Here is a 14,531-nt window from a genome sequence, read left to right as displayed (position 1 = left end):
GAAGATTTGGCATCAAACGGAAATCCTGCGGCGGCGCATGGCGAGGGCCAATGTCCCCATCGCTCCGGTCAGCAGCACGGATGGCTCCGGGATGAGGGGGACGATTTCGTTGCCGATGAACGCGGCGCCGTAGGTTCCCGGCGCGAAGCCTTCCGGATTGACGAAAGTGATCTGGGCGAGCTGCCCGGCGGTGAGGCCCGCGTTTTCGAAGATGACGCGTTCCGTGCCGCCTCCGCTTTCCAGTCCATTCCATCCGGTGATGGAAAGGGCCCCGCCGGTCCAGTCGGCCGATATCGATTCCCCGAAGGTGATGATCCCGTTCGTGCCGGACATGGCCAGGACCGCGTTTCCGGAAACGGTCAGGGCCGCGAAGGTGTTGGTGAAATTCCCGGCCTGGAGCACCGCGCCTTCGGCGAGGATCACGGTCGCGCTGTGGTTCACGGCATCCGCGGCTCCGAGGGTGACCGTGGCATGGTCCACGGTGAGTCGGGTGGTGCTGTTGAGCTTTCCTGTGATGATGAGGTGGCCTCCCCGCGCGGTGGTGGCTCCGGTGTAGGTGCTGGCCCCGGAGAGTGTCCAGGTGCCGGTGCCATTCTTCTCCACGCTGGTGGCGGAGGCTCCCCCATCACTGATGACGCCGCCGAGTTCACCGGTTCCGGAGGTGGAACCCTGCAGGGTGAGTGTCTTGGCTTCCGTACTGCTGGCCGAAGTGATGGTTCCCGTGAGCTTTAGTTCGCCTCCGCCGGATTGGTCGATGATGCCACCTCCGGAGCTGGTGGAGCGCAGGATGAAAGGGCGCGTGCTGGTTTCGTTCCCCGCTCCGGTGTAGAGCAGGCGACCGGTGGAGGCCCCATCACCCAACTGGATGGACGCCGTGGCCAATGAACCCAGGCGGCTGGAAATAGAATCCACTGAGATGGTTCCGGCGTAGATGTTGGTGGCGCCGGTATAGGTGTTGGTGCCGGAAAGGACCCAGGTGCCGCTGGAAGTCTTGAAGAGGGTTTTGGCTCCGGTCCCGCTCTGGCCGATGTTGCCGCTGATTTCGCCATCGGACGTGCCGGTCAGGACCAGTCCGCTCGAGCTGTTGCCGGAGATGGTGACATTCCCCCGGATCTCAAGGTGTCCGGAACCGCTTGCGATGCGGACATTGCCGGGGACGACGTTCGCATTGATTGTTCCCGCCCAGACGTTGTTGCCGTCTCCGTTGACGAGCGCGTTGCCGGAACTCGACCCGTTGATGGTGAGGGCTTCTCCGGTGACGGTGATGTTGTCGTGGAGGCGCAGGACGCCGGCGGAACCGATGGAAGTGCCTCCCGCGGTGGAGCCGAGCGCGTTGTTGTGCCCGATGGCCAGGGTTCCATTGGTGACGGTGGTTTCCCCGACGTAGGTGTTGTTGCCGTTCAGGCGCATCACGCGGTTGGCGCTCGCGGAGTTCTGGATGACGCCGGTCACGTTGGAACCGATCACGGAGTTGATGACCACCATGCCGTGCGCCACATTGGTGGAGGTGCCTCCGGTCACGTTGGTGAGGGTGCCGGTATGGTTGATCTCACCGGTTGAGAAATTCAGCGCGGAGGTGTTCGCGCTGGCACCGAGGGCGTTGCTGATCTCGAAGTTGTTCGTGCCGGTGATGTTGCTGTTGACGTTGATCGCCGTGCCGGTGTTCATGCCGCCGATGGTGATCTTCCCCGTTGTGCCGGAAGCGAGCGAGATGGGGGTTGTGAATGTGGCAGAGCTGCCCTGGAAGATCAGCGTCACATCGGCGGCATTGGCCACCGTGTCGCCGAGGATGATCTGGGCGGAGGCGGCGATGGGGGTGGTGGAGTTGGAGCGGACCTCCACGGTGCCCGCCTTGACCGTCAGGTTGCCGTAACCCGCCACACCACCCGCTCCGAAGATGGCGAGCCGGGAGGTGGTGGAGTTCTGGATCACGCTGGTCACGTTCGCCCCGATCTGTGAGTTGATCGTGACGGTCCCCGTACCCGTGCCTTCGTTGGTGAGCGTTCCTGCGTGATTGATGGCTCCGGTTGAAAACGTGAGATTGCCCGTGCTGTTCGCCTGGAGGGAAAGGCTCGCCGTACCGGTGATGCCGCCGGTGATGGTCTGGTTGCTGTCGTCGTCGCTCCGGAAGGTGGCGGCGCTTCCCAGAACCAGGGCGGAGTTGATGACATTCGCCCCCGTGCCGTTGTTGAACGTCAGGCCGGCCAGGGTGATGTTCCCGCCGTTCAGGGTGTAGATGCCGCTTTCCTCGAAGGTGATGGTGCCCGCCGTGCGCCCGCTGGCGACGGTGATGGTTCCTGCGGTGAGTCCGCTGCCGGATGAGAAAAACAGATCGTCCGCCGAAGTCGTCGCCGCCCGCAGGTTGCCACCGGTGCCGGTGGCGTCATCGTTCCAGAAAGTGTTGCTGTCGTTCCATGTGCCGCTGCCGGTGGCCCCTGTGTTCGGATCCGTGCCGTTGATGTCCCAGTAGAGGTTGACGGCTTGCGCGGATGAGGCGCAGGCAAGGCTGAAGGTCACCGCCAGATGGATGGAGAGACATCCGGATGACAGGGAACGCGGAAAGCGGCTGGACGGGGGTTTCATGAATTCGGAATGCCGGAGCATCCGGAACGCTGCCTGGAAGATCAGGCGACGGGGGTTTTGGGTTTTGGGCAGAGAGAAACTGACTCTCCTACTAATCAGCGGGAAGGCGGGTATCAATCAAAAAAGCCGTTCCGGTAAGGAGGGAGGGCATTGCGGCTACGCCGCTATGTCCGCTGATACCTTTCGCTCCCATTCTTGTCCTCCGGCGGCATTGGCGAATCATAAAGGATTACCGCAAAGCCGCTAAGGTCGCGAAGAAGGCGCAAAGTCCAGATATGGATATCTTCAAGATTCCGCTGATCCGCGGTCGGCCTTCTTTCTTCCCTGAAAACTGAACACTTCTCCTTCTTGATTCGCCAATGCCGCCGGTGGACAGGAGTGTCCACCCTCCTTACGGAAAACGCCGGACTCCCTGCCTGGGGAATCCGGCGTTGGAGAGGGATCTCTCTTTTATCAGCCGAACAGCGCCGCGATGGGCACACCGCCGTCCGTGATCGGCACCGGGCGGGTGGAGTCCATCAGTTCGTGGCTCGGGTTGATGCCGAGGGCGGCGTGGATGGTGGCGTGGAAATCCGGAGTGGAAACCGGGTTCTCGACGATCTTCTTGGAAAGCTCATCGGTGGTGCCGTAGGCGCCCTTGTGGTTGAGTCCGCCGCCCGCGAGGACCATGGTGAAGGCGGATGCCTGGTGGCCGCGGCCACCACCGCCGTCGAACTCCGGCGGACGGCCGAACTCCGTGGCGACCACAACCAGCGTCTTGTCGAGGAGCTTCTTCTGTTCCAGGTCCTTGATGAGGGTGGCCAGCACCTGGTCAAGTTCGCGGATGAGGACGTGCTGCTGGAGCTGGCCCGCGTTGTGGGTGTCCCAGCCGGTGCCGTTCACCCATCCCGGATTGTGCGACACTTCCACGAAGCGCACGCCATCCTGGATGAGGCGGCGGGCGACGAGGCAGCGCTCGCCGAACTCGCCCGCATAGCCGTTGCGGATGTCGGAGGATTCATTGGACAGGTCGAAGTTGCGCATGAACTCCGGTCCGGCGAGACGCAGCGCCTCGACCTGCGCGGATTCATAGTCGGCGATGGTGGAGTCCTTCGGCACACCGGCGGTGATCGGCTCCAGCAGTTGCTTGCGAGCGTCCATCCGCTTCGTGTCGAGATACTCCGGGCGGGTGAATCCGGCGGGACCGGCCTTCACGTCGGTGAGGTAGATGTTGCCATACTTCGAGCCGAGGAAGCCCGGGCCGCGGCTGACGCTGGGGAAGCCGATGAGCATGTAGGCGGGCACCTTCGGGTTCGCGGCACCGCGCTGGTGCGCCACGATCGAGCCGATGGACGGATAGATCGTGCTGCCGCTGATGGGGCGGGCGGTGTGGACGAAGTTGGTGGCGATGGCGTGTTCCTGGCCGGAACCGTGGAAGACGGTGCGGACGGCGGTCATGCGGTCCATCAGCTTCGCGCAGTTGCCCAGGTGCTCCGTGACATTCACGCCGGGGACGACCGTCGGGATCGAATCATAATCGGATCCGGCGACCATCGGCTTCTTGCCGGTGCCGCGGCGTTTCGGGTCGAAGGTGTCGATCTGCGACATGCCGCCGCCGAGCCAGATGAAGATGCAGTGTTCCGCCTTGCCCTTCGGCATGGAGGCGACGTGGGTGGTGTTGGCCAGAGCCGGGCCGGCCAGCGAGGCGAGGGCGGAGGTTTTGAGGAAGGAACGGCGGTTCATGGTTTTTCGCGTTGGGATGAAATGAAGGGTTCAGCGGTTGAAGACAAGTTCCGGGGAGTTGAGGACGGCCCACAGGACGTCCTCCATGCGCTGGCGCCAGTCGGCGTCCAGACGTTCGGTCGGCGGGTCACCGGCACGGGCGGCCACCTGTTGTTCGTGGCGCAGCACGTTCGCCGCGGCGTCCAGGTGGTTCGACCAGGAGACATACTTCTCCGGACGGCGCTCCGCTTTCACGGAGACGGGGATGGTGGTGCCCTTCACCCGGGTGTCATATCCGGCGGAGAGGTAGGCGCTGTATTTCGCGCGTTCCTGGTCGTTCGGCTTGCGGGTGAGGATGCGGAGGAACACCTGGTCCAGCAGTTGGTCCACGGTCTGGTCCTCCAGCGCCAGTTCCGTCATGCCGTGGTCATCGCTCAGGCGGGTGAGCCAGATGCCCATGGTGCCGTTGCTGATGATGGCGGGTTGCAGCGCGTTCGGGGAGATCTCGCGGGCGTTGGTGGCGTCCTGGCGGGCGCCTTTCCAGCCGAATGCCTCCAGCACGTCGGCGACGGCCTGGATGCGTGGCAGGGCGAGGGACGGACGGTCGCGTTCGTTCGAGGTGCTGGTCAGCATCCACGCGCGGGTCGGCTTGCCAAGGGAGATGGAGTTCTTCAGGTCGCGGCGGCCGTCGATGTCCAGGCTGACTTCCTCCGTGCGGAAGGGCTTGCCGGTGGAGGCGAAGAGGGAGTCCACGATGGTCTCCGCATCCAGACGGCGCGGGGCGGGGGAGGTGTAGAGCGGGCTGGTGTCGCGCAGGCGGGTGTCGATCGCACGCTGGTAGGCGTTCGAATTGAGGATCACCCGTGCCAGGTTCTTCATGCTGTAGTTCTGGCGCACCAGTTCACGGCCCAGCCACTTCAGCAGCTCGGGGTGGGTCGGCTCGTTTTTCTCCCAGTCCTCGACCGGCTCGACGATGCCGCGTCCCATGAACTGCTTCCAGATGCGGTTGGCCATCACCTGGGCGAAGCGTTCGTTCTGCGGTGCGGTGATCAGCGCGGCGAGCACATCGCGGGTGCTCTTCTGGTCCTCCGCGAGGGAGAGGCCCACGTCTTCCGCGACGAAGTTCCCGAACGGCCATGCCGGGGTGACCTTCGAGCCGGGAGGCAGCGTCACTTTGATCAGCGGCTTGCGGCCACCGACGGAGAGCTTGTCCATCGGCACGCTGCTGGTGGCGGGGACGCCCACGGGCTTCGTCTCCAGCATCGCCGCGAGTTGGAAAAGCTGCTCCTGCGTGCTTTCATGGGCCGGTGCGTCATGGCAGCGGGCGCACTTCATCTCGATGCCGAGGAAGGCGGTGCTGACGATGGTGCCCTTCTGCGCCATCGGCACGTCGTTGCCGGAGGCCACCCCGAATCCGGCGGGACCACCGAAGCGGCTGCTGCCGTTCATCCGCACCAGCTCCGTGACGAAGAGGTCCAGCGGCTTGTCATCCAGCAGGGACTCATGGATCCACCAGCGGAACGGGCCGGTGTTGTTGAGCGTGGGGTTGAGCATGTTCGGGTTCTCCGCCAGGACGTCCTGCCAGTAGCCCATCCACTTGTCCGCCCAGCGGTCGTCGGCGAGCAGGCGGTCGATCGCCTTCGCGCGCTTGTCCTTGTCCGTGCTCTTGGTGAATGCCTCGATCTCCTCCACGGTCGGCGGCACGCCGATGGTGTCCAGCGAGACACGGCGGAGGAAGGAAAGGTCGTCGCTCAGGCCGGTGACGTCGGTGTATTCCACGTTCAGTTCGGGCCAGTTCGCGCCTTCGTCGATCCAGCGTTTGATGAGTTCCTGCTCCTCCTTGCTCAGCGGGTCGCCCTTCGGCGGCATGATGTAGTCCTCATCCGTCTGGGTGATGCGGTCGTAGAGGGAGCTCTTGTCCGCATGGCCGGGGGTGATGGCGGGACCGTCGGATTTGCCGCCCTTGATGGCGTGTTCCAGCGTGTTGAGCTGGAGATCGCCCTTGGTCTTGCTGCCCTGGTGGCAACTGAAGCATTTCGTTTCCAGGATGGGCATCACTTCCCTGTAGAAGTTCACTCCCTCTTTCTTCGCGGCGGAATACTGGTGGGCCACCTTGTCGATCTTCTCGTTCACGAAGCGGTCGATGGTGTTGCCTTCCGGATAACCGGAAATCGCGGCTGGCACCGGAACTTCCGGAGCGGAGCCGAGGAATTTCTCCGCTGCGTCCCGTCGTTTGTCCCAATAGGCGGAGTGCTTCGCACGGGCATCGGCGCGGCGCTGCTGGTTGAAGTCCTGGAGCCAGGCGCGGCGCTCGGTTTCATATTCCGCCCATCCCTTGTCATTGTAGGCCACCTTGCGGGAGCCGGGTGAAAGCAGTTCCCAGGTGTCCGTGCCCTGGTAGGAAATGGCGACGACAGCCTCACCGATCTCCGGCCTGCGGCGGGCGTTGCCGACCACGCCGCCGACCATGGTTTCGAAAGACACGAGGTGTTCGCCGCCCTTCGTTTCGAACTCGCACCATGCTTCCTCCGTGCCGGGAGGCGCGAAACGGTAGTCCGCGCCGCCGAGGTCGAGGAACTTGTCCTGTTCGGAAACATGGTTGTGTCCGCCGCTGTCCGCCTTGGTGAAGGAGGTGAGGATCAGTTGCTTGCCATCGATGTGCAGACGGGAGCTGCTGCGGGCGCGGACGAGCAGGCGGTGCTTCCCGGCGGGAAGTTCCACCTTGGCGGAGGCGCGCATGACGCTGGGGATGGGACGGTCCTCGCGCACGCCCGTGCCTGCATACTTGTGGGGCAGCTCGAAGAAGCCGAAGACGTCCTCGGTGTAGTGCTCGCTTTCCGGCGGCTGGATCGCCGGCCAGGAATTCTTCGCAGGAACATTCTCGCAGATCTGGACGAGCACCTTGCCCGCCGGGATCTTGGCGACCTCCACGACGGCCGGCGGCGGGACGAAGACGTAACGCTGGGACAGGGTGGCGTCCGCCACCGCACCGCGATAGACGGCGATCTCATCGATGGAGCCGTTGAGCGTGTTGCCCTTTCCTCCGCCGTTGCCGGTGCCGATCATGACGTCATCCGCATCGTTCACCGGAGGCTCGGTGGTCTTGCCCGCCATGTCCCAGGTGCCCTTCCTGATCTTCTTGCCATCGACATAGGCGGTGACGCTGTCGGGCTTGCCGAAGGTGTAGGTGACGGCCACGTGGTGCCAGCCGGAGCCGGCGGTGAATCCCTCCGCGGCCACCCAGCGGTGGTAGCCTTCCTCTTTGGTCTTTTCGTTGCGGCTGCGGAAAAGGAAGGTGGGGAGAGCCTCGCCGCCTTCGTTTTTCAGGCGCAGCGACCAGTTCTGGTTCTCGGCCGTGAAGTCCTTCTTGCGGTTCCGGCCCTTGCCGATGAGGTAGATGTAGGAGCCGTTCTTCAGGTCCTCGATCCTGACCCATGACTCGATGGTGATGGTCTCACCCTGGGTGAAACGCAGGTTCACGCCGGGGACATCCGTCTCCTTCACCAGGATGGAGCCGTCCCCGCCTTCCAGCTCGAGCGCCTTGTTGCCTGCGGCGAACGAAGGATACATCGGCGCCTGCGGGCCATTGCCGGCGATCCTGGCGTTGCCGCCGAGCTTGCCGGGGAACGAGGTGTCGAAGGTCCATTTGACGAGCGGCGGGATGACCGGGATCTTCACCGAGTCGTTCTGCGCGGTTTCCTGCGGCGGAGCGTCATTGGCGGAATCCGGAGAATCCGCCTGGTCCGCGTCATTGGCTGCGAAGGCGATCGCCACCACGGAAGCCGCGGCGAGGGTGAGGTAGGTGCTGGTACGGAGCGGAGACATGGGTTGGAACTACCTACATCAAACGCGGGATCACCGTTTGATGCAATTCGGTAAAAGGGGGAGAGGCGACTCCCACTTTCGGGTGATGCCTCGGGGCCGGACGCCGGGGCCGGTGGAGGCAGGGACGCCATTGCGGCATAGCCGTTATGTCCGCTGCGCTCCCATTCCATGGCGTCAGGCGGGGGGATGGCTGCATGCCCGGGGATTCCATTTTCGGTATTGGCCTTCCTTGCCCCATTGCGAGGAAGGTGCGGGCATGTTTTTCGTATCGTGTGGCGTCCGCCTGAACTGTTTGGGTGGGATAGTTTCCCGCAGGAAACGACGTATGGGTGCGTTCCGACAATGAAACAGCTCTCGATCTTGCCTTTCTTTTTCTTTTTTTCCGCCACCCCCATCCAGGCGGAAGACGCCCACACCCCTAAGCTGCGTGTTGGAGAAGCCCAGTCGCAGGAAGCTGCCGCCGAAGAGCTTGCGAAAATGAGAAAGCATTTCATGGACAGGGAAACATGGGAGCAACGCAGGGAGACGGTCCGCAGGTCGATCCTCAGAGGCGCGGAGCTCGATCCTATTCCGGAGCGGAAATCACCGCCGCCGGCGCTGCGCCATTCGCTACGGAAGTGCGATGGCTATACGGTGGAAAACATCTCCCTCGAGGTGACCAAGGGAGTTTTCCACACAGGAAACCTCTATCTGCCTGCCGTAGCTGCAGGGAAGATGCCGGTGGTGCTTTGTTCGCACGGGCACTTCCGGGACAATACGTATGTCGAGGAGGGGCGCTACAGCCCGAGTGTCCAGTTGCTGTCCGCATCGCTCGCCCGTATGGGATGCATCGTCTTTGCCGGAGACATGGTGGGCTACGGAGACGACCGGAAGCGCGGCGGGGATCACGAGCAGACACAACACGTCCTTGCCCGCCAGCTCTGGAACAATATCCGGACGCTGGATTACACGCTTTCCCTCCCCGGAGCGGACCCGGAACGGGTGGGGGTTACCGGTGCTTCCGGCGGGGGTACACAGGCATTCCTGTTGGCGGCGGTGGATCCGCGCGTTACTCTGGCGGCACCCTGCGTCATGGTTTCCGCCCACTTTTTCGGCGGCTGTGTTTGCGAAAGTGGCATGCCCATCCACAACCATGGCGGAACCGTCACCAACAACGTGGAGATCACCGCTCTGCATGCTCCGAAGCCGTTGCTTCTGATCAGCTGCGGCAAGGACTGGACACTCCGCACTCCTGAGGTGGAATTTCCACACCTTCGTTCGCTATACAAGCTGTATGGAAAGGAGCAGGACATCGAGAACGCTCATTTCTCCGAAGAAGGACACGACTACGGCGAGTCGAAACGCAAAGCACTTTATCCATTCATCGCGAAACACTTCAAACTTGATGCGGGCAGAGCAGACGAGAGCAGGCTGACGATCTTCCCTCATGAAGAGTTGACCGTTTTCAATGAGGCACACCCCGTGCCGTCGCGGTAGAAATCACCAAGGGTCAGCCTTCCATGCTGACGGGGGGGATCTCCCTGTGAACGATGCCAACGAACCAGGGAAGCCGTCGCGGTTACTGGGTATGGAGCCACAGGGTATCCATATAAATCCCCGGTTCTGCGGTTGGAGACGCCGTTTTTCTCCAACACGCATGGCGAATCCTTGGAGGCATCGGCTCAGACCTCGATCAAACCCCGCCTCAACGCCTCCGTCACGGCTTGGGTGCGGTCCTGCGCCCCCAGCTTCGCCATCAGGTTGCTCACGTGGCGTTTCACGGTGTCCTCGCTGAGACCCAGGTCGGATGCGACCTCCTTGTTGCTGCGGCCTTTGGCGATGAGGGCCAGGACCTCCCGCTCGCGCGGACTCGGCTCCGGACGGCTGAGACGGTCCGCCAGACGCTGGGCGATCTCCCGCGGCAGGTAGCGGTTGCCCTTGGAAACCTGGCGCACCGCCTCCAGCAGATCCTCCCGTGGTGCGGCCTTCTGCAGGTAGCCCAGTGCTCCGGCGCGGATGGCGCGGTAAATATCCTCGTCACGCGCGAATGATGAAAAGACCAGGATCCTCGCCGCCGGATGGTCCTGTGAGATGCGGGAAACGGCGTCCACGCCGCTGGTTTCGCCCATCTGCAGGTCCATCAGCACGACGTCCGGATGATGGGTCTCGTAGGCGGTGACGGCTTCGTTCGCGTCAGCGGCTTCCGCGATCACGCTCATGTCATCCTCCAGGGCGAGGGATGCGGCCAGCCCGCTGCGGACCACGAAATGGTCGTCCACCAGGAGGAGACGCAACGGTTGGGAGGCATCCTGCATGGGGGGACTGTTCCTATGCCGCGGATGGGATGGCAAGCACGACTTCGATGCAGGTGCCTTCACCGGGCTTGCTGCGGATGTCCAGCTCCGCACCCAGCTTGCGCACGCGTTCCTTCATCCCCTGCAGGCCGAAGTGTCCGGATGAGTTCGATTTCCCGCTGACGTCGAAGCCCGCGCCGTCGTCCTCCACCCTCAGGTGGATGGTGCCGGGTGCGTGGGAGAGGGAAATCCGCACGCGCTTCGCGGAGGAGTATTTGATGGCGTTGTTGACGGCCTCCCGCGCGATGCGCAGCAGGTGGTGCTGCGCCAGCGCGGGCACGGGCGGCAGGTCCGGCATCGGGGAATATTCCAAAGGGATGACGGTGGTGGTCTGCAGATGGTCGATGAGGATGTCCAGCGAGGTCTCCAGCGGCTCGGAGTGCTGGGATTCGTCGCGGAGATCCCAGACGAAATCGCGGGTCTCCGTCTGCAGCCGGAACAGCAGCTTCCGCAACTGGTCGAGCAGGCCCTTCGCCTTTTCGTCGGACACGCGTGGCACGGCGGCATCCAGCCGCAGGGAAAGTCCGGCCAGCTCCTGCTCCAGTGTATCATGGAATTCCCGGGCGATGCGCTGCCGTTCCTCGATCATCGCCTCGCGCTGCGCCTTCACCTCGATGATCTTCACCTGCCGGGCGACCTGGCGTTGCAGCAACGCCGCCCAGATGAGGACCAGCAGGCCGGCCCCGGCGACGATGCCGAGCATGACCGACAGCTTGGTCGAGTTCCACCAACTGGGAGCGGAAAGGAGGGTGACGTCCTCCGCGGACCGCAGCCAGAGTTCGTGGGAGGCCGGTGCCGCACGGTAGCTGCGGCTGGTGCTGCGCACCTCCTTCACCAGCCAGATGCCGGTGAAGCGCGCCTCGCTCCCCGTTGCGACCGGGGGCAGCTTCCAGCCGTGGGAAAGCACGCGCAGGGTTTCCGTGGGCGTGCGGACGATGAGGGTGTTGTCGTTTTCAAGATGCTGGATGACGGTCCCCTCGATGGTCACCAGGTCCGCGTCGAGCGCGCCGCTGTTGATCTGCTTCAGGTCCGGCTTGATGGCGGAGGGAGGTTCCGAACCGTGCGAGGTGACGCGCAGGGCCGCGTCCGCCAACATCGCGCTGAATCCCCCCATCTCCGGAAATCCGAGCGCCTCCACCTGGTCCCCCGCCCGCAGCCCGGGCAGCGGCGTGGCCATGATGACGCGGACGCTCCGGTTGTCCTGGCGGATGAACACGCTGCCATGGATCAGCGGGCCGAGCGCGGTTCCGGAAATCTTCACCCGGTGGCTGGCGGAACCTGTGCGCGCGAAGTCGAAAAGCGATGAGAGGGGCGTGTCCTTCGTCGCGAAGGGGTCCGCCGGTGGCGGCTGGATGACCGTGACCGCGCTGCCGTCGATGGCGCGGAGATAGGGATAGACGAGCTGCCGGTGGTCGTTGATCGCTCCGGCGGCCAGTCCCCGGATGCGCACCTCCGCATCGACCAGCGAGGGTCCGTCTTCGGGGGCCTGGTCGAACTGCACCTCCAGGATGCCACCCTCCACATTCAGGCGGAGCTTGCCGGTGGTTTCGCCGGTGAGCTCGAATGAGCGGCCAACCCCAGCGACCTCCACGAATTCATAGTGGTGGTGGCCGGTTTCCAGATCCCGGAGGGTGAGGGTCCGTGGCTGTGGCGGAGGTCCGGCGGACAGGACATCCACCTTGGAAGGGGCGATGCCGCCGATGTAGAGTCCCGGAAATCTCACCCCCCGGATGGCAACGGTCTGCCCGGGCTGGTAGGTGTTTGAGCGGTTGCTCCGGAAAAACGTCGCCCCCGTTTCGTCCCGGATGAAGGTGGTGCCGTTCGGGTCGATGAACGTGATGGTGGCGGACCGCAGATCGACGGCAGGTTGCAGCAATGAAGTGTTCGGCAGGCGGGCGATCCCGCTGGCCGTTGTCAGGACCGGTGCCTTCGGGTCGATCTTCGGGGTCTGTGCGGAGAGACTCCCCGGAAAGCAGGCGGAGAGGAGGAAAAGGAGCGCGGCTTTTTTCAGGGATCGCGGCACGGTCCGTTCATGCTCCTCCGGGGTTTTCCATCCGGCGAGGATTTTCCGCAGGAGGGGCTGGGAGCGCCGGTCTTCAGACCGGCATCTTTGTGGTGGCGGGAGCCGCGGGACTTCCGGTTGGGGGGGACGTCCATGAATGACCGGAGCCGGTTTGTTCGCAGACGCCCACCCCGCCGAAGGTCTCACGACCTTCGCTGCCTCGCCTGGCGTTCAGCGCACCCGGCGGCGCAGCAGGGGGATGATCCCGGCCGCCGCGAGCAGGGCCAGCGATGGCTCCGGGATGTCGAGGAGGGCGACGTTGTCCACCCGGAAGCTGGAGCCGGAGCCAACCGGCGAGAACTGGAAGGTGATGCTCTGGCCGTTGTTCAGGGAGAGGGAGCTGACATCCACGGACTGGTCGCGGTAGTTGGCGGCTGCGGCGGCTCCGCTGCCTGTGACCGCGGTGTCGGAGACCAGGCCGGACTCGAGGACGGTGTAGGCTCCGGTGCCATCGAAGCGGTAGGCGAGTTCGATGGTGCCCGCGGTGCCGGTGTAGGTGGTGTCGAACAACAGGGTGCCGAGTTGGACGGCGGCTCCGGATGAGTTCGTGACGGTGATGGTGAGGATGCTGCCGGCGTTCACCCGGATGTAGCCGTTGCCGCCGCTCTCCCCGGTGGAAAGGCTGGGACCATAGGTGCCGTCGTTGCTGCCGCCGCTGGTCCGGAAATCAAAGCCCGGTTGGACGACCCGGCCGCTGAAGCCCGCCGCCGCCACCTGGGCGGTGATCGTCTCCGTGCTGGCGGTGGTGGCGGTTTCTTCGTCCGGGAAAGAGGTGTAGGCGATGAGGATCGCGGCCTGCGCCGGGGCCGCCATTCCGAGAATGCCGGCAATGGAGAGGATGAGGGGCTTTTTCATCTGGGTTTGTAAAGATGAGGGCATTACCAGAATCCCCGGCCGGGGGAAAGAACTCCCGGGCGCACGAAAGTGTTATGTCGGGCGTTGCCGCCCCATCAGGCGCGCCAACGCTTGGTCAGGTCACCGTATGCGTCGATGCGGCGGTCGCGGAAGAACGGCCAGATGCGGCGGAAATCCTCCACCTTCTTGTAGTCCACGTCGTGGTAGAGGATCTCTTCGTTCTCCGTGGAGGCCTTTGCGACCAGTTCGCCATACGGGTTCGCCACGAAGGACCGTCCCCAGAACTCCGTGCCATCATGGGTGCCGCTGCGGTTGATGGCCGCGAGGTAGCAGCCGTTCGCCACGGCGTGGCCGCGCTGCACCGTTTCCCATGCGCAATGCTGGGCCGCGCCGAGCTCCTCTTTCTCGGCGGGCAGCCAGCCGATGGCGGTGGGGTAGATGAGCAGCTCCGCCCCGCCCAGCGCCATCAGGCGGGCGGCCTCCGGATACCACTGGTCCCAGCAGATGAGCACGCCGATCTTGCCGAACCGCGTGTCCCACACCGGCCAGCCGGTGTCCCCGGGGGTGAAGTAGAATTTCTCCTCGAAGCCGGGATCCTGCGGGATGTGGGACTTCCGGTAGAGGCCCAGCAGGCTGCCGTCCGCATCATGGATGGCGGCGGTGTTGTGGTAGAGGCCGGGGCCGCGGTGTTCGAAGAGGGAGGAAATCAGGACGATGCCAAGTTCGCCCGCCAGCTTGCCCAGCCGGTCCGTGACTGGTCCCGGGAGCTTGTCCGCCAGGTCGAACCGCTCCGTGTCCTCCACGGTGCAGAAGTATGGGGTCAGGAAAAGCTCCTGGGTCGCCACGATCTGTGCGCCGCCCGCCGCCGCCCTGCGGATGAGTTTTTCATGGTGGTCGAACGCTTCTTCTTTGCTGGAGAAGGTGGCGGACTGGAGCAGGGCGAGGCGTGGCATGGCGGGGAATCTAGAACGGAATGTTGGAGAGACAAGGCGCAAGAGGGAGGGGGCGATGCACGGGGCGGGGCGAAGGATGGGCTTGCGAAGCTATCGTCACCTCACGGGGGTTCTCCACCCGCTCCGGGCGGAAACAATCACGGTATGTAACACCCGTGGTGTCCGGCTCCGTATGTCTCCGCTGCGGCGGCTTCCGCCATGAAACCGAAATCCTTGCTA

Annotated in this window: 8 protein-coding genes; 1 reads left to right on the top strand and 7 read right to left on the bottom strand. The window is 64.0% G+C overall.

Annotation, left to right across the window (positions count from 1 at the left end; all coding sequences use genetic code 11):
* Nucleotides 1–12 precede the first annotated feature (12 nt).
* From KF712_05205 to KF712_05195, 3 genes are all read right to left on the bottom strand, one after another.
* On the bottom strand, nucleotides 13–2,583 hold the full coding sequence (locus KF712_05205; protein ID MBX3740366.1) for an autotransporter-associated beta strand repeat-containing protein: 2,571 nt from the start codon (nucleotides 2,581–2,583) through the stop codon (nucleotides 13–15).
* A 453-nt stretch (nucleotides 2,584–3,036) separates the two neighbouring features.
* Nucleotides 3,037–4,305, bottom strand: a complete 1,269-nt coding sequence (locus tag KF712_05200) for a DUF1501 domain-containing protein (protein MBX3740365.1) — start codon at nucleotides 4,303–4,305, stop codon at nucleotides 3,037–3,039.
* Between the two features lie 30 nt (nucleotides 4,306–4,335).
* Nucleotides 4,336–8,109 (bottom strand): DUF1553 domain-containing protein, encoded by a 3,774-nt coding sequence (locus KF712_05195; protein ID MBX3740364.1) that lies wholly within the window; start codon nucleotides 8,107–8,109, stop codon nucleotides 4,336–4,338.
* Between the two features lie 219 nt (nucleotides 8,110–8,328).
* Between KF712_05195 and KF712_05190 the strand changes: the two genes are divergently transcribed.
* Nucleotides 8,329–9,585 (top strand): acetylxylan esterase, encoded by a 1,257-nt coding sequence (locus tag KF712_05190; protein MBX3740363.1) that lies wholly within the window; start codon nucleotides 8,329–8,331, stop codon nucleotides 9,583–9,585.
* 185 nt (nucleotides 9,586–9,770) lie between these two features.
* Here the strand turns inward: KF712_05190 and KF712_05185 are convergent, their stop codons facing one another.
* From KF712_05185 to KF712_05170, 4 genes are all read right to left on the bottom strand, one after another.
* Nucleotides 9,771–10,403: a response regulator transcription factor gene (locus KF712_05185; protein MBX3740362.1), complete on the bottom strand. Its 633-nt coding sequence runs from the start codon at nucleotides 10,401–10,403 to the stop codon at nucleotides 9,771–9,773.
* A 13-nt stretch (nucleotides 10,404–10,416) separates the two neighbouring features.
* Nucleotides 10,417–12,465 carry a sensor histidine kinase gene (locus KF712_05180; GenBank protein MBX3740361.1) on the bottom strand — a complete coding sequence of 683 codons (2,049 nt, stop codon included), beginning with the start codon at nucleotides 12,463–12,465 and terminating at the stop codon, nucleotides 10,417–10,419.
* A gap of 210 nt (nucleotides 12,466–12,675) precedes the next feature.
* Complete coding sequence (locus tag KF712_05175) at nucleotides 12,676–13,359, bottom strand: hypothetical protein (GenBank protein ID MBX3740360.1); 684 nt, start codon at nucleotides 13,357–13,359, stop codon at nucleotides 12,676–12,678.
* A 95-nt stretch (nucleotides 13,360–13,454) separates the two neighbouring features.
* Entirely contained in the window at nucleotides 13,455–14,312 is an 858-nt protein-coding gene (locus tag KF712_05170; GenBank protein ID MBX3740359.1) for a carbon-nitrogen hydrolase, read from the bottom strand.
* Nucleotides 14,313–14,531 lie beyond the last annotated feature (219 nt).

The organism is Akkermansiaceae bacterium (assembly GCA_019634595.1).
GTDB lineage: Bacteria > Verrucomicrobiota > Verrucomicrobiia > Verrucomicrobiales > Akkermansiaceae > Luteolibacter.
This window is presented reverse-complemented; position numbering and strand designations above follow the sequence as displayed.